This is a genomic window from Bradyrhizobium sp. HKCCYLS20291, from assembly GCF_051167715.1.
Lineage (GTDB): Bacteria > Pseudomonadota > Alphaproteobacteria > Rhizobiales > Xanthobacteraceae > Bradyrhizobium.
Genome location: NZ_JBNPTO010000008.1, coordinates 243,771 through 260,945 on the forward strand (window position 1 = coordinate 243,771; position 17,175 = coordinate 260,945).

The following is a 17,175-nucleotide window of genomic DNA, read 5'->3' on the forward strand; positions in this document are numbered from 1 at the left end:
CCGTTAAGCGGGCTTGCCCATTTTCTGCCGCCGCTGTTCGCGAACCCGCTCGATCTCCGGAAATGGTCCATACTTAGCAAGCATGCAGCCTTTCGGGGTGTGGTTCATGGCGACTCTAAATTCCATTTTTTCCCGACCACCTTCGCCCGGCTCAAAATGCACCACCGTGACCCGTGTCGTCGGTATGAGCGGCAGCTCAAGTTTAGCCGAGACGCAATAGATCGTGATGCGCTGTGGCTCGAACGGACCGCCGCCATACTCGAAGGGTCCGGAGAATTTCGCCTCGGAAAGGCGTGGCGCGCCGTCGTCCAACCAGGTGCGGTAGCCCAGATGCTCTTCCAGAACTCGCGCAATGGCTTCACGCCGGCGCTGCAACGGCACCGGATCGGCTGCGACTGACGCCGCCAGCGCTCGCGAGTCCTTCTTGGACATGTCGCTCGGCTGCGCGACCGTCTGCCCGGCCTCCGCCTGAAGCACCGGAGCCGCCGCGCTGGCGCACCCCGCAAGGAGCAATAGCATCAGAATGCTCGAAAGCTGCAAAAGCCGATCTCCCGCGAACGGTGTCGAAATGCGTTCTGCCGGCGCAGCGGCCGCCGGCAGCATCGAAGGTCCAACCATGAAGCGTCCCCCACCCCAAGGGACAGGCCTTTTCAGCTTGCCCCATAGTGATCGGGCTACCATCGGAGCTTCAGTGCGTCCAGTTGCAAACTTCGGGACGTCGGACCTCAGGCTGCTATTGCGGGATGCGCATGATCCACGAACGAGCCTCTACTCCAGCCGCTCGACCTTGCGCAGTTCCGGAAACAACCTCATCCACAGCAGCGCGATCGCGATCGTCCCGACGCCGCCGAGCACGGCCGCCGGCATCGCGCCGAACAGTGCCGCGGTCAGGCCGCTCTCGAACTGGCCGAGCTGGTTGGAGGCGTTGATGAACAGGAAGTTCACCGCACCGACGCGGCCGCGCATCTCGTTGGGCGTCGCCAATTGCACCAGCGAGAAGCGGATCACCACGCTGATCGTATCGGCAGCGCCGAGAATGGCGAGCGCCGCGACCGAGACCCACATGACGTGCGAGACTGCAAACACCACCGTGGCGACGCCGAACAAGATCACCGCCTGGAACATGCGCAGGCCGACGCGGCGCGTGATCGTGGTGCGCGCCAGCACCGCGGTCATCGCCAGCGCACCGACCGCGGGCGCGGCGCGCAGCACGCCGAGCCCGAACGGCCCGGTATCGAGAACGTCGCGCGCATAGATCGGCAGCAGCGCCGTGACGCCGCCGAGCAGCACCGCGAACAGATCGAGCGAGATGGTGCCGAGGATCGCCGGATGGGCGCGGATGAAGCGGACGCCGGCGAACAGATCGTCCTTGCTGCCATCGACGCGCTCCGCCGGCACGTCGTCGGGCACCTGCATCAGTCCGGTCAGCACCATGCCGCCGAGCCAGAACAGCATCATGATGCCATAGGGCAGTCCGGGCGCGACCGCGTAGGCGAAGCCGCCGATCGCGGGACCCGCGATGGTCGCGAGCTGCGCCGCCCCGCTCGACAGTGCACTCGCCCGCTGCAGCGTGCCCGACGGCGCGATCAGCGGCAGCAGCGCTGCAGTCGCCGGGCTCTCGAACGCGCCGGTGATGCCGAGCACGAAGGTCGCCGCGAACAGCTGGAATTCACCGAGCTGGCCTGCATACGCGCCCCAGCACAGATAGAGAGCGGTGAGCGCCTCCGTGAGCTGGCAGAGCTGCACCACACGTTTGCGCGGAAATCGATCGGCGGCGCTGCCGGCTACGAACACCAGCAGCGCCGTCGGCAGGAACTGGATCAGCCCGACCAGCCCCAGATCGAAGGCGCGCCCGGTGAGATCGTAGATCTGCCAGCCGATCGCCACGGCGGCGATCTGGCTCGCGAAGCGTGACAGGCTGCGTGACGACAAGAACAGCAGGAACGCGCCTTGCTTCAGGAGCTCGCGCGCGCCGATCGGGACGGTGGTCGACATGATGGCGCCCTGGGTGACGCAGGGCCAGATGCTTGTCAATCGCAGCCCCGCGCATGGCCGCACGGCATTGCGCGGGGCTGGACCCTGCGCTCATAATCGCGCCGGGGTTCGGGGGGACGTGATGCTTCAGCTGCAATCGGCATTCGGGATCGTGGCACTGCTGGCGATCGCATGGGCGCTCGGCGAAAACCGGCGCGCGGTCTCACTGAAACAGGCCGCGCTTGGGCTGATGGTGACGCTGCTGACGGCGGTGGTGCTGCTCAAGGTGCCGACGGTGGCGCGCGCCTTCGGCGCCATCAACGACGCGGTCGGCGCGATCTCACAGGCCTCCCGCGCCGGCACGTCGTTCGTGTTCGGCTATGTCGGCGGCGGCGCCCTGCCGTTCGACCTCAAGGCGCCCGGCGCCGACTTCGTGCTCGCCTTTCAGGCGCTGCCGATCGTGCTGGTCATGAGCGTGCTGACAACGCTGTTGTTCTATTGGCGCGTGCTGCCTCCGCTGGTGCGCGGCATGGCTTGGCTGCTCGAGCGCACGCTCGGCGTCGGCGGTGCGGTGGGCCTTTCGACCGCGGCAAACGTCTTCCTCGGCATGGTCGAGGCGCCGCTGTTCGTCCGTCCCTATCTGGCGCAGATGACGCGCAGCGAGCTCTTCCTCGTCATGACCGGCGGCATGGCCGGCATCGCCGGCACCGTGCTGGTGCTTTATGCGACGTTTCTGGCTCCGCTGATTCCGGATGCCGCCGCGCATTTCGTGATCGCTTCGGTGCTCGGTGCGCCGGCGGCGATCCTGGTCAGCCTGATCATGGTGCCGGAGACCGGCAAGCAGCTCACCGGCGGCGCGCTCGGCGATCCCGAGATGCAGGTGTCCTCGACGATGGACGCCATCGTCAAGGGCACCAGCGCCGGGCTCGAGCTCCTGATGAACATCGTCGCGCTGCTGCTGGTGCTGGTCGCGCTGGTGCATCTCGCCAACGCGATCCTGTCGCTGCTTCCCGCGGTCGGCGGCGCCGCGATCTCGCTGCAGCGGCTGCTCGGCCTGGTCATGGCGCCGGTCTGCTGGCTAATGGGACTGCCGTGGTCGGAAGCCGTCACCGCCGGCAGCCTGATGGGGACCAAGACGGTGCTCAACGAGCTCATCGCCTATGTCGAGCTGGCAAAGCTCGATACCGCCGCGCTCGATCCGCGTGCCCGGCTGATCATGCTCTATGCGATGTGCGGCTTCGCCAACTTCGCCAGCCTCGGCATCATGATCGGCGGCCTCGGCACGATGGCGCCGACACGGCGCGACGAGATCAACGCGCTCGGCCTCAAATCAATCGTCTCCGGCACTCTCACCACGTGCCTGATGGGCGCGATCGTTGGCCTGCTGAACTGAGCCGGGCTGCATCGGGCCTGGAAGAATTCGCGGCACCATCTTCCTCATGACCGTCTCCGAGCCCTGCGCCGTGAGATGGGCATGATCGAAGGATAGCGGGAAATTGGCGGTGGTGAGCGGACATCTGCCGCCTTCACACACCGACGCCAGCACCGAGACATAGGCAAAGCCCGCGCTCGTCGGAAGAGCGGCCTGCATCGCCGCATCCAGCGCGAAGATGTCCGACCGGACGAATGCAACGGGATCGGGCGTCACGCCGCGCAAGATCGCCCGCGCCAGCATCGACGGCAGCCGCGCCCGGAACTGCACAGCGGGGCCGAGCAGCACCACCGGGATTCCGGCGGCCCGCAACCGGTCCAACATCGACTTGAGATCGCGCACCATGCCGGGAAAGCGCGGCGGGCGCGCGTTCTCGAGCCAGTCCGCCGACAGCAAGATCAGATCGGGCCGCGTCGTGGCGAGATAGTCGCGCATCTGGTCGGCCAGCGCGCGGCAAGCCGGTACGCCTTGCGTCTCCGCGCTGAAGGTCGGCATGCAGGTCGGCTGGCTGGCCTGCATGATGTTGACGCTCTCCGGATCGAGCTGCGCCCTGAGGCCATGGTAGTACTGCGCGGCGAAGCTGTCGCCCCAGAGCAGGACGTTGGTCTTGCCGGTTACGGTCCGCAGGCACTCCGCCGCGACCCGCCCGTCCGGCGTGGCGAAGCAGGTGCCGACGCGGTAGGGCTGCGCCCTGTCATAGTCGTTGTAGGCATCGAGCCGCTGCGCCTCACGGTCGACGTCGGACAGGGCTCCGGCGCGCAGCAGGCCGGTGCCGCTGCCGGCCAGCAGCACGACGCTCGCCGCCGCCGCGAGGCCGAAGGCCGCCCGCGGGGTGGCCACGAGCCGGCGCGTGCGGAACGGCTGCTCGACAAAGCGCCAGGAGAGCGTGGCGACCGCGACCGTCAGCATGAACAGGCCCAGCCGTTCCCAGCCATCGAGTGCGAGACCCGGCTTGGCAAAGCGCGCGAACGCGAACACCGGCCAGTGCCAGAGATACAACGAATAGGAGATGCGGCCGAAGAAGGCGGCCACGCCGAGCGGTGACAACGGGCTGCGCCGGACGTTGGCGACGCCCACCCCGCTCCACAGGAACAGCGCAGCGCCCAGGCACGGCGCCAGTGCGTTGACGCCCGGGAAGCCCGGTCCCGGCCGCAGCGACAGAATCGGCACGACCATCAGCACCAGCGAGAGCACGCGCGCCGAACGCTGAGCCAAGCCGGGCCGTGGCTCCGGAAGGCCCGAAACCGCAACCAGACTGCCGAGCAGGAACTCCCAGGCACGCGGCGGGCTAAGGAAGAAGGCGCTCGCGGACGCGCCGCTTCGCATCAGCATCAGACCGAGCGCAAACGAGCCGGCGGCGAGCAGTGCCAGGATCAACGGCAGCCAGCGGCCGCGCGCGCCCCGCAGCACCAGCCAAACCACGATGGGCAGGACCAGATAGAACTGCTCCTCGACCGCCAGCGACCAGGTGTGCAGCAGCGGCTTGTCCACCGCCGCGTGATCGAAATAGCCCGACTGCAGCCAGAAGAAGATGTTCGAGGTGAAGCTGACCACCGCCGCCGCGGAGCGAAAGAACTCCACGCGTTCCGAGCTCAGCAGGTCCCGAGACGCAGGAATCGCAGCGACAGCGACCATGACGTAGAGCGCGGGCAACAGCCGCCGCACCCGCCGCTCGTAGAAGCGGACGAACGAGAACTCGCCCTTGGCGATCTCGGCCGTGATGATGCCGGTGATCAGATAGCCCGAGATGACGAAGAAGATGTCGACGCCGACGAAGCCGCCGAAGATCGCCGGCGCCTCGAAATGAAAGGCGACGACCGCAAGCACCGCGAGGGCGCGCAACCAGTCGATGTCGTCGCGATGGATGGGCAACACTTGGCGTTCCTCCCGAACGAGGAGGATTGACGCTCGCCGGTAGCCAGCGGGACGCAGATGCCGATCTGCAGCTGGCCTGACTGAGCCCACGCACCGCTAAAACAACCCTGGCGCGGACGATTCCCCCAATCCTTGTTCAAAGGTTAGAGGAACCGCAGTTTTATGTCTAATTGTTGTTGGCCACAATTTCGACCGTTTTGAAATCGGCCGGCAGGATCACCTCGAGCAGCTCGACGTCGTCGGAATAGTCGAGGATCATGTGCCGGATCTTCGGCGGCTGCGTCCAGCAGCTGCCCTCCTTCATCAGCGTCTCGCCAACGCCTTCCAGATAGCTCTTCACCCAACCTTTGAGCACGTAGACCATCTGGAAATCGACCGCATGGGTGTGCAGCTTCGACACCTCCTGCGGATTGCACGGCGGCAGCATGCGGATGACGTGCGCCCGCGCCAGCCCGTGAGTCGCGGCGGCAATACCGAGATCGCGGTAGTGTGCATAGGCGCGCAGGCCGTCGGCCTTGAAGTCCTCCTCGCGGTGATGGCTGATCGCGACCTTCTGCTTCGGCCGCCTTGGCGCCGGTGCTGGGCGGCCCTTGCTGACGAGCGCCTTGCGCGCGGACGGTGCGGCCGCCCGACCGGGCTTCGAGGCTGTCTTGGCAGCTGTCTTGGCAGATGCCTTAGCAACTGTCTTGGCGACGGTCTTCGCCGCGGGCTTGGTCTTTGCCGTCTTACGCGGCGCGGCCTTGGCGGCGGCGCGAGATGCTGACGTGGTGCTGCGGCTCTTCCTGGCCATGGCGCTCTCCCTGCGAGTCCTCGACCCGAGGCTATCACAGTTGGAAGAAACTCCGCAGACGCTCCGCACAAGGTCGTCATTCCGGGGCGTGCGCAGCACGAGCCCGGAATCCATTGCTCCGCGCGCTCTGCCGCCCGATGGATTCCGGGCTCGCGCTGCGCGCGCCCCGGAATGACACCGGCCAATGAGGCGGCTACGGTGGCCTTCAGCTCAATGCAGCCGGAACACGCCGTCCACGGCGCGCAGCTCGGCCGGCTTGATCAGCTTCGAGTGCGCCACCGTGACCGAGTACAGCGGCCCCTCGAGCTTCTCCTGCCAGAATGCCAGGAAGTCCTGCAGCGCCGGGAATTTCGGGAACAGGTCGTAGTTCTGCCAGACGTATGTCTGCAGCAGCGAGCGATGGTCCGGCATCCGATACAGGATCTGCGCGGTCGTCAGCCCGTAACCCAGCACCTGTTTCCGAAAGTCCTCGGAAACCTCAACCTTCGACACCATGCCAACCTCCGTTTCTGGAGCGCATGTCCGTGTGGCCAACCCGGGATGGAGCCACCCGGCAAAGATGCGCTCACGCTCTCGAAATGTGACGCATGTCCTCAACCCATCTCAAGCTCAAATGTTTAACGGCATGTTGAAAAATGCTGCATTAGCAGCCACTTAGCCCGGGTGCTAATACGGGGTTTCACGCTCCGTTCCGGCCGTGTTAACGCTATCGGAACGCTTTGGCAGAGGCTGGAGTCGACTGCTAATTTTTCTGCTACAAGCCCTTGCCCGGCCGAAAACTCTCGCCTAAATCCAGCCCGCGTGCTGGCACTCGCCGGCACCGACTGCCAAATCTCCAGAAACTGACAATCGCTTCAATTGCTTAGGAGGACTGTATGGCTTTCCGTCCGCTTCACGACCGCGTCGTGGTCAAGCGCATCGACGCCGAAGAGAAGACCGCTGGCGGCATCATCATTCCCGACTCGGCCAAGGAAAAGCCCTCGCAGGGCGAAGTGATCGCGGTGGGCCCCGGCGCCCGCGACGAGAGCGGCAAGCTGGTTCCGCTCGACGTCAAGGCCGGTGATCGCGTGCTGTTCGGCAAGTGGTCGGGCACCGAGGTCAAGATCGACGGCCAGGAGCTGCTGATCATGAAGGAAAGCGACATCATGGGCGTCCTGACCGACGTCGGCGCCAAGAAGAAGGCCGCCTGATCCAAGCTCGCACAACGCTCACCCTGAGGAGCGCGCCCGCGGGCGCCTCGCCAAGGGGTGAGACAGACAATTCAACTCAGGGAAATCCAATATGTCAGCGAAAGACGTAAAGTTCGGCGTCGAAGCCCGCGACCGCATGCTGCGCGGCGTGGACATTCTCGCCAATGCCGTGAAGGTCACGCTCGGTCCGAAGGGCCGCAACGTCGTCCTCGACAAGTCGTTCGGCGCTCCGCGCATCACCAAGGACGGCGTCACCGTCGCCAAGGAGATCGAGCTCGACGACAAGTTCGAGAACATGGGCGCGCAGATGGTGCGCGAGGTCGCCTCGAAGTCCGCTGACGCGGCCGGCGACGGCACCACCACCGCGACCGTGCTGGCCCAGGCCATCGTGCGCGAAGGCGCCAAGGCGGTTGCCGCCGGCATGAACCCGATGGATCTGAAGCGCGGCATCGACCTCGCGGTCGAGGCGGTCGTCGCCGATCTCGTCAAGAACTCCAAGAAGGTCACGTCGAACGACGAGATCGCCCAGGTCGGCACCATCTCCGCCAACGGCGACTCCGAGATCGGCAAGTTCCTCGCCGACGCCATGAAGAAGGTCGGCAACGAGGGTGTCATCACCGTCGAGGAAGCCAAGTCGCTCGAGACCGAGCTCGACGTCGTCGAGGGCATGCAGTTCGATCGCGGCTACATCTCGCCCTACTTCGTCACCAACGCCGACAAGATGCGCGTTGAGATGGACGACGCCTACATCCTCATCAACGAGAAGAAGCTGTCGTCGCTGAACGAGCTGCTGCCGCTGCTCGAGGCGGTGGTGCAGACCGGCAAGCCGCTGGTGATCGTTGCCGAGGACGTCGAGGGCGAGGCTCTGGCCACCCTGGTCGTGAACCGTCTGCGCGGCGGCCTGAAGGTCGCGGCCGTCAAGGCGCCGGGCTTCGGTGACCGCCGCAAGGCCATGCTGCAGGACATCGCGATCCTGACCGGCGGCCAGGCGATCTCGGAAGACCTCGGCATCAAGCTCGAGAACGTCAACCTCTCCATGCTCGGCCGCGCCAAGAAGGTGATGATCGACAAGGAGAACACCACGATCGTCAACGGCGCCGGCAAGAAGGCCGACATCGAGGCGCGCGTGGCGCAGATCAAGGCGCAGATCGAGGAAACCACCTCGGACTACGACCGTGAGAAGCTGCAGGAGCGTCTGGCCAAGCTCGCCGGCGGCGTCGCGGTGATCCGCGTCGGCGGCGCGACCGAGGTCGAGGTCAAGGAGCGCAAGGATCGCGTGGATGACGCGATGCATGCGACCCGCGCGGCTGTCGAGGAAGGCATCCTGCCGGGCGGCGGCGTCGCCCTGCTCCGTGCCTCCGAGCAGCTCAAGGGCGTCCGCGCCAAGAACGAAGACCAGAAGACCGGCATCGAGATCGTCCGCAAGGCGCTCTCCGCCCCGGCCCGCCAGATCGCGATCAACGCGGGCGAGGACGGTTCGGTCATCGTCGGCAAGATCCTCGAGAAGGATCAGTATGCGTACGGCTTCGACTCGCAGTCGGGCGACTACGTGAACATGGTGTCCAAGGGCATCATCGACCCGACCAAGGTCGTGCGCGCCGCGATCCAGAACGCAGCGTCGGTGGCCGGCCTGCTGATCACCACCGAGGCGATGGTCGCCGAGCTGCCGAAGAAGAACGCCGGCGGCCCCGCGATGCCTCCGGGCGGCGGCATGGGCGGCATGGACTTCTAAGTCCACGCGTCATCTGACGAGTTGCAAAACCCCGGCAGCGATGCCGGGGTTTTCGTTTGTACGGGGAGCGTCGAACGGCTAGCGTCGGTTCGCGCCCATGCAAACGCACATTCCAAACCGCTCACGAATATCGCCGCATGCTCAATCGGAAGACATTTGCTTGGAAGACACTTTTTGCTTGGAAGACACTTGCGTCTGTCTTGGCCATCGTCATCCCCTTGTCAGTCGCGCTGGGCCAGGGCCTGCCGAACCTCGACAACGGGCCAGAGAAGCGTGTGCCGGCGCTTGAGGCCAACTGGCCGAACTGGCTGCCCAAGACAGCAGGCCAATGTCCCGCCGATGTGATGTCGCGGCATCAGGCTGACCCACTGGATTTTTCGATCGAGCGCTGCACACAAGCGTTCGATCAATGCCTGAGCAGCTGCCGTTCCGGTTCGGCTGGAGACTGTTACGGTGCCGCTCTCGTCGGGCAGCGGGTAAGCGAAGGAGACTTGGCTCACGCTCTTTTCCTGAGAGCCTGCGTATTGGGTGTCACCTCCGGCTGCACCAATCATGCCGCCAAGACCGACATGACCGACGACGGAAACGCCTGCGCCATTCGCACGTTCGAGCTCGCCTGCGAACGGGACGATCCCTGGGCCTGTTCAATGATTGGCTTTCACCTGATCCGCGGCACAGGCGTCACAAAGGATCACGCGCGAGCTAGAAAGATGCTGTCGAAATCGTGCAAGTATGGTCCTGATGATCAAGCTTGTCAGGCGGGACGTTCTTTGCTGAGAGAGATTGAGAACTGACGCATTTGCCCGCGCCGTCGCAATCGCACGCGACGATCCTGCTCACTCACAGCACGACGATCGCCCGGTTGCGTTCGGTGCGGAACTTGCCGGGCTGGCCCTGCTGTCCCTCCGCGATGGAGAAAAAGATCATCCCGGCACGGCCGATCACGTCCTCCACCGGAATGAAGCTCATCTGCGACATGACGCGGCTGTCGGTGGAGTTGTCCCTGGTGTCGCCGAGCACGAACAGATGCCCCGCCGTCGCCGGAGCATGGTAGAAGTCCCGGCATGACGCAACCGCTGGGTGACCGGCATTGGACGCGTTCGGTCTGCGTCCAAGCTCGTCGACGTCGATCACGCGGAGCGAGGGCCGGCGCCCTCTTGCATCTTGGATTTGGGTCATATCATTATCCGTCCGCCGCTACGTACGACCGGCGCAGCCGCGGACGAATTGGCAACGACTTCATTCGAGACGACAACACATCATGACCGATCAACCGCCGATGGGCTTTGCCGGCCTAGCCGATCAGGTCTCAGCGATTCCCGATCGCGTCGACCCGCCGGCCAAGCCGGCGGAGCACCCCAAACTGTATCTCGGTCTGGTCGTCGGGGTCGGCCTGCTGATCACGAAGCTCTTCCTATCCTACGGACTTCCCAAGAATCCGACCTACACGCCCACCTCTGTCATCACTTATGCGCCGGGCCCGACGATCCAGAGCTCGCCGCCAACGTCCTCGCCCAGCGTGCAGTCCACCACGATTCAGTCGACGGCGATCTCCGAGGTCAAGCCCGAGGCAGGATTGAAACGCTCGCTGACGCAATCGGAAATCCTGTATTGCCTGGCGGAAAGCGCCCGCCTCAACGTCATGGATCCACTGGTCGACGAGCAGTCTCCGGCACAGTTGAACGGATTCAATGCTCTCGTCGCGGACTACAATCTGCGCTGCCTGGACTACAACTACCGGCAGTCCGACCTCGATGCCGCGCAACGCCGCATCGAGTTGCTCCGTCCTGTCCTGAGGACACAAGCCACGGACCAGCTCGCGGCGTGGCGCTGACGCGCTCGTCCGCGGGCGACGGTCGGCGTGGCGTCAGCCGGCCTGCCGTGGCGCCGGCGCCAGATCCTGCTCGAGACGCGCCGAAAGCGCCGCGAGCAGGCCGAACTCACGGCGCAGGATCGCATAGATCTGCCGCATCGCCTCGATCATGCGCTGGTCGTTGCACAGCCAGATCGCGAGGCTGCGCATCCGCAGCGCAAGTTCCCTGCTGGTCGCATGATCGACCCCATTGGCCCGCTGCAGCAATTGCATCGGCTTCATCACCCGCGTCCAGTTTGACGCGACCCTGCCGAGCGCATCGATCGTCGTCGTCATCAGGCTGTCGCGTTGCGCAGCTTCGGTCCGGATTCGCGCAATGAGACGGTCGGCGTTGGCCATCTCGCCGGCTGCGAATTTCTGCGCCTCCCTCTCGTAGGCATCAACGAGGTCACTGACCAGCAGCGGCGCCTGGCGGCTGCCATGCTGCGTGCTCTGGGCGACGACCTCGACCACCGCTTCGATCAGCTCGCTGGTCGGCAGCGTGTCCAGGAGATCGCGAATGACGCGAACATGGTATCGCCGTTGCGCCGGCAAGGCGCGGTTCAGAACATCGACATTCGGCACGGCGAGAATGCCGGCAGCGGCGCGATCCGAATTGATGTCGTTCAGCAGATCGTCGAGGTCGATGAGGTCGGTCGCTGACGCGAGCCGAAGGCTCTCGAGGACGACCGCGCTCCGGCCCATCGGACTCCGCCGCTCTTCCATGCCCGCCGCGATCAAGTTGGCAAGCGCCAGCGGCGGCAGAGCGGCAGCCGGATCGACCTCTTCGAGCCGATCGAGCCAGAGCGCGACCAATGACGCCTGCTGCTCCGACACTCCGGGCAACCACCCAAGCTCCGCCTCGAGACGGATACGCGGGTTGATCAGTCGGGCGCACGCGCTTCGTCGAGCCAAGGCATCTGCGGCCATCTCCGGGTCTTCGGACAGCGCGAACAGACGTACGGCAGGATCGCGCGGCGTCGCGCCGAGAACATGGAAAGAGTTGCGGTGCAGAGCCGTGGTCATGCGGAATCCAGGACGAAAGCGGGCGGGAGACTCTCCCGCTGGCCGCACGTTGCGTTGCCCAACCTGGAGCTGTCAAGCAGACGAGGACGCGGCGCGAGCGTCTCATGCCGATCACGATCGCCTTTGTGCGGCAGACGGCGCCATCATCGGCAACGCCTTTGCCACCCCTACCGATCCTGCGCGCCCTGATAGTCCGCAAAGCAATCGCGCAGCCAGTCGATGATCACCCGCGCGGCGGGATCGCGCTTCAGATGCGTCTGCACCAAGAGCCAGATGTCACGGCGGCGCGGCAGTTGCGTGATCCGCAGCGTGCGGTCGGACAGGAGATCGCGGCAGGCGTGCTCGGGAAGCACCGCCGCGGCCTGGCCGCTGCGCAGCAACTCCGACATCACCCGCACATTGTCGGTGATACAGCGCGCGGCATCGATGAGCTTGCGTTGCTTGAGGACCTGCTGCTCGGGAATGTCATCGAGCGCGTCCGGATAGGCGCAGACGAAGTCCGGCGCCGCATTCGCCGGCTCGATCAGATGGAGCCTGACGCTGCCGAGCCGCGTGATGGTGAAGTCGCCCTTGTCGGGCTTGCGCAACCGAATGGCAAAGTCGGCCTGCCAGCGCGAGAAGCTGACATTGTGGCTGGCGGTGAGCACGTGCAGCCGCAGGCCGGGATGTGCGCCCAGCAGCAAGGCCATCTGGGGCGCCAGAATGCCTTCTGCAACGGCAGGCGTCGCAGCGATGCGAAACCGGCCGCCGACGCCGGTCTGGACCGCGCCGACCCGCGCGAGTTCGGCAGCATGACCAGCCATCGCGTCGACATGCGCCAGCACCGTTTCGCAGGCCGCCGTCGGCCGGCGCACGCCGTCGACCGCCTCGAACAGCCGGACCCCGAGCGCCGCCTCGATGCGTGACAGCCGCCGGCCGACCGTGGTCTCGTCGATGCGCAGCCGTGCGCCGGCGCCGGCGTAGCTGCCCGCATCGCGCACGGCGGCAACGATACGCAGGTCGTCCCAGTTCAGATCACCAGGGTTCATTCTCCGGCCGTAGCATGACGACCCATGGCCTGCAATCCTGCAGCAAATGGCTGCGATTTCCCTGCAATCCTGCAGGACGGATCCCGGCTATCCTGCGCCAGTCAACTCATAACGCAGGACCAAGCCATGACCATTCCTCCGACGCTGCTGCAGCTGGCCGGTGCCGATCTCAGCCTGCCCGCCCTCGCCGACTCCAGCCTCGTCCTGATCGACATCCAGAGCGAATATCGCGACGGCCCGCTGGCGTTGCCCGGCGCCGAGGCCGCGATCGCGCAAGCGGCCCGCCTGCTCGCCCGCGCCAGGGCCGCCGGCAGCGTGATCATCCACGTCGCCCATCGCGGCAAGGCCGGCAGCCTGTTCGACCGCGAGGCGCCGCGCGGCGCGATCGTTGCAGCGGTGGCGCCGCTCGCGGGTGAGGCCGTCATCGAAAAGACGCTGCCGAATTCCTTCGCCGGCACCGATCTGCAGGCCCGCCTCACCGCAGCCGGCCGCAACAACCTCGTGCTCGCCGGCCTGATGACGCACATGTGCGTGTCGTCGACGGCGCGGGCCGCGCTCGATCTCGGCTGGCGCGTCACCATCGATGCGCAGAGCTGCGCGACGCGCGACCTGCCGGACGGCAAGGGCGGCACGCTGCCGGCGGCGCTGGTTCACGACGTGGCGCTGGCCGAACTGTCCGATCGCTTCGCCATCATCGCCCGCGATGGCGCCGCGCTGGTCTAGCGCACCACGGTCCCGATCCGCTCGAAGCGGACATGTCCGGGCGCGCCGGCTTCGCGCGAGAAGAAGATCATGCCGACACGGCCGATGAGGTTCTCGAACGGAATGTAGCCGATGGCCGTCAGCATGCGGCTGTCGGTCGAATTGTCGCGATTGTCGCCGATCGCGAACACATGGCCCGGCGGCACCCTGTACGGGTTGGTGGTGTCGTAGTAGCCTCCGTCGACGCAATCGAGCGTGTCGTAGCTGACACCATTGGGCAGCGTCTCGCGCCAACGCTTGACCCGGCGAACGTTCTCAGTGCCGCAGGCATCTGCATCGACGAGGTCATCGATCCGCTCGCGCGCGACCGGCGCATCGTTGATGAAGAGCTGACCCTCCTTCATCTGCACGCGGTCGCCCGGCAGTCCCACGATCCGCTTGACGTAGTCGGTCTGGCCGTCCGGCAGACGGAACACGACGACGTCGCCAAGCGCGGGGTCGCGCGGCAGCAGGCGCCCGGAGAAGATCGGCGGCGAGAACGGAATCGAGAAGCGGGTATAACCATAGGCGTATTTGGTGGCGAACACGTAGTCGCCAACCAGGAGCGTCGGAACGTTCGAGCCGGACGGGATGCTGAACGGCTGGAAAAGAAAGCTCCTGATCAGCGACGCCGCGAGCACGGGAATCAACCACGTCGCGACGGCATAGGCGAGCAGCGTCTTGCCGACGCCGAAGCGCGCGGCGCGCGCCAGCATCAGCAACGCGACGATGATCGCCCATAAAGCGCAGACGCCGCTGATCAGCTGCAACACGGCACTGCTGACCGACGGCACCAGCCAGGCCACCAGCAGGCTCAGCAGCAGACCCAGAATGCTCGGCAGCATCGCGAAGGCCAGCACCGCACGCATCGTCGCGGCCGAGACCTCGCCGCCGAGCCAGCGCCCCACCCTGCTCAGGAGGTAGGCCGAGACGTAAAGGGAGACGACACCGAACAGGCTGCCGCCGACCAGCAGCGCTCCGAGCAGAAGACGCCCGTCGATTAGGCCGCCCCCGGTGCCGACCACGCCGGACAGCAGATTGACGGCGCCAGCCATGCCACCGAACACGGCGAGCAACAGGACCAGCCATGCGCCCGGCCTCGCGGCAACGATGTCATCGGCCGCCCGGCGGGGCGCCCACCAGATTGACAGCAGAGGCGAGCGCGAGGGGGGCGCTGCGATGGGCTCGGACATGGGGTCTCCTCGTTCACGACGACCAGCTAACAGGATTGGCAAGAGAGCGCCAGGATCGGAGCCGGCCGGCGGTCGCCATCACCCCGATCAGCTGCAAGCGACGCGGCTACACGCAACGCCACGAACGATGGCGCCCTCACCGCTTCTTCCGCCACGGCGCGCTGTCCTCCCAGTCGCCGGCCATGATCGAGCCGTAGGGGATCACCTCGTCGACGACTTCGCCGAGCCCGAAGCGTGCGATCTGCGCCCGCACGGCGGCTGCGTTCTTGTAGGCCTGGGGCAGCTCCGATAAATCGGGCTTGCCGCAATAGAACCGCGCATCGATGCCCTCGGGCAGTTCCGGACGATGCGCGCGCAAAAACGCCTTGCGGCCGAGATTGCGGCCGGCGCCATGCGGCGCGAAGCCGAGCGCGTCCTTGTTGTCGCGATGCTTCAGGATCAGCACCGGTTCGGCCATGTTGAGCGGCACGATGGTGCGGCCATCGTCGTCGGCCGAGAAGCCCGACCAGTTCGGCGTCGCGCCCTTGCCGTGGTAGTACATGCCATCGCTTTTCTGGAAGACGAAGTTGTGTTCGTTCCAGAACCGATCGACGACCTTGTTGCCGAGCTTCGCCGCGGCGAGATCGTGGATGGCGTGATGGTTGGCGCGCGTCCACAGCCGCGCCGTCTGCAGCGCCTCCCAATAGGCGCGGCCGTCATCGCTCGAGGCCTTGATCCAGGCGCTGTGCTCCGGGATTTTTGGCGCGTGGATCGCGGTGTGCCGCTTCGCCACTGCCATGCCGCGCTTGTAGAGCTGCGCGCGCCAAAGCCGCGCGAGCCGTGATGCGTCACCAGCGCCGGCTGCCCGGTCGATTTGAGATGGCCGACGAAGGCGAAATGATTGCCGTCCCCCTGGGTCGCGAAATGGCCGACCGCGAAGCGCTCCAATCCCTTCAGGAAAGGATTGGACTCGAAGCCCTGCATCATCTCGTCCGGCGGCTGGTGCAGCCGGTCGCGGCCGCCGGGACCGAAATGGGTCACGGCGTGGACCGCATCGAGGATGCGCTTCGGATCGTCGTTGCGGCCGAACACGGTCACCGCCACCGAGCAGCAGATGTCCGAGGAGTGGAAGCCCGGGTGAATGGCATCCTCGCAGGCCACCACGCCGCCGACCGGGATGGTGCCGAGCGCCGTGCCCGACGGGCAGGCGTCCGGCATGACAGCCCCAGCCACGATGGTCGGCACCCGCATCAAGGCATCCATATGCTGCGCCACCGCCGCGACATTGGCCCGCTCGAGCTCGTTCTCCGCCTCGATCAGCATCGCGAAGGGTACGCCATTGGTGCGCATCAACGTCTCCGCCGGCTGCAAGGCCTGCAGCGCGATGAAGATCGCATCGTCATCGGCGCCGCCGGCGCGCATCGCGTTGGCCGTCGCCAGCCCGTCCTTGAACCAGCGGCCCGGCTTGAAGCCCCAGGCGATCAGTGTGTTTCCGTCGATCATGGCGGGTCTCGTGTTCAGTCTGATTCATTTGTAGCAGCGTGCGGCATCTGCGTTCATTGCCGCAGCCCTCGCCTCCCTCTCCGCCGTCATTCCGGGGCGCGCGCAGCGCGAGCCCGGAATCCATAGCCACACGCCAGGGTGTGTCGCGCGATGCGTGTGGCGCTTGTCTTCGATCCACTTCCGCTCGTGGTTATGGATTCCGGGCTCAGCCGCGACGCGGCTGCCCCGGAATGACGAGGAGAGAGCTCACCCCTCATGTCATCCGCCGATACATCACGTCCGTTCGCAGCACGTATTTGCGGCCCCGTATCACCCGATCGCCGCGATGCATGATCGGGTGATGGAACAGCAGCGCCATGCCCTTCTCCGGCTTGATGCGCAACGGCCCCTCCGGCATCAGGCCGGTGTCGTCGCAGAACGACGTCGCGCCGCCCTCGAAATCATCGTTGAGGTAGATCAGGAAAGTGAAATAGCTGCGCTCGCCGTTGTCGCGCGCGAAATGACCGTCGCGATGCCAGTCGAACTTCCGGCCGACATCGTAGCGATAGATCCGCAGCCGCTCGTTCAGCCCGACCGGTTGCCAGCGATGCTGGAACGCCGGCGCGAGGTGGCGGCTGAGCCGTTGATAAAGCGCCTGCGCGCGATCGCGATCGTCGACCATGACCCGCTCGTTGTCGCGCACGTCCTTGGCCATGATCATGCCCATCGAGGTCGAGATCGGCGCGTCCGTGAAGCCGAGGGCCTCGCCCCAGCTCACATAGGCATCGCACTCCTCGGCCGAGAGGAAATTCGCGATCGTCTCGATGTTGTCGGCTCTCCAGGTCAGTTCGGTCATGATCGGATCCTCCGGAAGGTGACGG

15 protein-coding genes and 2 pseudogenes are annotated in these 17,175 nt (G+C 65.8%); 6 read left to right on the forward strand and 11 right to left on the reverse strand.

The window, feature by feature from the left end; genetic code table 11:
- Positions 1-3 precede the first annotated feature (3 nt).
- Together ACQR07_RS20040 and ACQR07_RS20045 are read right to left on the reverse strand one after the other, a co-directional pair.
- A complete protein-coding gene (locus ACQR07_RS20040; RefSeq protein ID WP_434903899.1) occupies positions 4-603 on the reverse strand; it encodes a hypothetical protein in 600 nt (199 codons plus the stop codon).
- Positions 604-768: 165 nt separating this feature from the next.
- Positions 769-1,995, reverse strand: coding sequence for an MFS transporter (locus tag ACQR07_RS20045; protein ID WP_434903900.1), 1,227 nt, complete (start codon positions 1,993-1,995; stop codon positions 769-771).
- A 121-nt stretch (positions 1,996-2,116) separates the two neighbouring features.
- Between ACQR07_RS20045 and ACQR07_RS20050 the strand changes: the two genes are divergently transcribed.
- Complete coding sequence (locus ACQR07_RS20050) at positions 2,117-3,367, forward strand: NupC/NupG family nucleoside CNT transporter (RefSeq protein ID WP_434903901.1); 1,251 nt, start codon at positions 2,117-2,119, stop codon at positions 3,365-3,367.
- On the opposite strand, the gene ACQR07_RS20055 is transcribed toward ACQR07_RS20050, so the two are convergent.
- The 3 genes from ACQR07_RS20055 to ACQR07_RS20065 all read right to left on the reverse strand — a co-directional run bounded on the left by ACQR07_RS20055 (position 3,305) and on the right by ACQR07_RS20065 (position 6,566).
- The gene (locus ACQR07_RS20055) at positions 3,305-5,281 is read right to left on the reverse strand and encodes an acyltransferase family protein (protein ID WP_434903902.1); all 1,977 of its coding nucleotides are present in this window, start codon (positions 5,279-5,281) and stop codon (positions 3,305-3,307) included. The two genes, ACQR07_RS20050 and ACQR07_RS20055, sit on opposite strands and share 63 nt — an antisense overlap.
- Before the next feature lie 166 nt (positions 5,282-5,447).
- A complete protein-coding gene (locus ACQR07_RS20060; RefSeq protein ID WP_434903903.1) occupies positions 5,448-6,071 on the reverse strand; it encodes a cupin domain-containing protein in 624 nt (207 codons plus the stop codon).
- 210 nt (positions 6,072-6,281) lie between these two features.
- Complete coding sequence (locus ACQR07_RS20065; RefSeq protein ID WP_434864802.1) at positions 6,282-6,566, reverse strand: usg protein; 285 nt, start codon at positions 6,564-6,566, stop codon at positions 6,282-6,284.
- Between the two features lie 380 nt (positions 6,567-6,946).
- On the opposite strand from ACQR07_RS20065, the gene groES reads away from it, so the two are divergent.
- The 3 genes from groES (at position 6,947) to ACQR07_RS20080 (ending at position 9,787) form a co-directional block, all read left to right on the forward strand.
- Positions 6,947-7,261 (forward strand): co-chaperone GroES, encoded by a 315-nt coding sequence (gene groES, locus ACQR07_RS20070; RefSeq protein WP_434864803.1) that lies wholly within the window; start codon positions 6,947-6,949, stop codon positions 7,259-7,261.
- A 91-nt stretch (positions 7,262-7,352) separates the two neighbouring features.
- Entirely contained in the window at positions 7,353-8,993 is a 1,641-nt protein-coding gene (groL, locus tag ACQR07_RS20075) for a chaperonin GroEL (protein ID WP_434903904.1), read from the forward strand.
- A 137-nt stretch (positions 8,994-9,130) separates the two neighbouring features.
- The gene (locus ACQR07_RS20080) at positions 9,131-9,787 is read left to right on the forward strand and encodes a hypothetical protein (protein WP_434903905.1); all 657 of its coding nucleotides are present in this window, start codon (positions 9,131-9,133) and stop codon (positions 9,785-9,787) included.
- 46 nt (positions 9,788-9,833) lie between these two features.
- On the opposite strand, the pseudogene ACQR07_RS20085 reads toward ACQR07_RS20080, so the two are convergent.
- Positions 9,834-10,046: pseudogene (locus ACQR07_RS20085) on the reverse strand (S26 family signal peptidase); the annotation flags it as partial.
- Between the two features lie 208 nt (positions 10,047-10,254).
- Here ACQR07_RS20085 and ACQR07_RS20090 point away from each other — a divergent pair.
- Entirely contained in the window at positions 10,255-10,827 is a 573-nt protein-coding gene (locus ACQR07_RS20090; RefSeq protein ID WP_434903906.1) for a hypothetical protein, read from the forward strand.
- A gap of 33 nt (positions 10,828-10,860) precedes the next feature.
- On the opposite strand, the gene ACQR07_RS20095 is transcribed toward ACQR07_RS20090, so the two are convergent.
- A complete protein-coding gene (locus ACQR07_RS20095) occupies positions 10,861-11,871 on the reverse strand; it encodes a hypothetical protein (RefSeq protein ID WP_434903907.1) in 1,011 nt (336 codons plus the stop codon).
- Between the two features lie 167 nt (positions 11,872-12,038).
- On the reverse strand, positions 12,039-12,884 hold the full coding sequence (locus ACQR07_RS20100; protein WP_434903973.1) for a LysR family transcriptional regulator: 846 nt from the start codon (positions 12,882-12,884) through the stop codon (positions 12,039-12,041).
- A 141-nt stretch (positions 12,885-13,025) separates the two neighbouring features.
- Between ACQR07_RS20100 and ACQR07_RS20105 the strand changes: the two genes are divergently transcribed.
- Positions 13,026-13,622, forward strand: coding sequence for a cysteine hydrolase family protein (locus tag ACQR07_RS20105; protein WP_434903908.1), 597 nt, complete (start codon positions 13,026-13,028; stop codon positions 13,620-13,622).
- Here ACQR07_RS20105 and lepB read toward each other — a convergent pair.
- The 3 genes and pseudogenes from lepB to ACQR07_RS20120 all read right to left on the reverse strand — a co-directional run bounded on the left by lepB (position 13,619) and on the right by ACQR07_RS20120 (position 17,150).
- Positions 13,619-14,833 (reverse strand): signal peptidase I, encoded by a 1,215-nt coding sequence (gene lepB, locus ACQR07_RS20110; protein WP_434903909.1) that lies wholly within the window; start codon positions 14,831-14,833, stop codon positions 13,619-13,621. The two genes, ACQR07_RS20105 and lepB, sit on opposite strands and share 4 nt — an antisense overlap.
- A 136-nt stretch (positions 14,834-14,969) precedes the next feature.
- A pseudogene (locus ACQR07_RS20115) lies at positions 14,970-16,315 on the reverse strand (RtcB family protein).
- A 253-nt stretch (positions 16,316-16,568) separates the two neighbouring features.
- Positions 16,569-17,150, reverse strand: a complete 582-nt coding sequence (locus tag ACQR07_RS20120; RefSeq protein WP_434903910.1) for a 2OG-Fe(II) oxygenase — start codon at positions 17,148-17,150, stop codon at positions 16,569-16,571.
- Between the last annotated feature and the right edge of the window lie 25 nt (positions 17,151-17,175).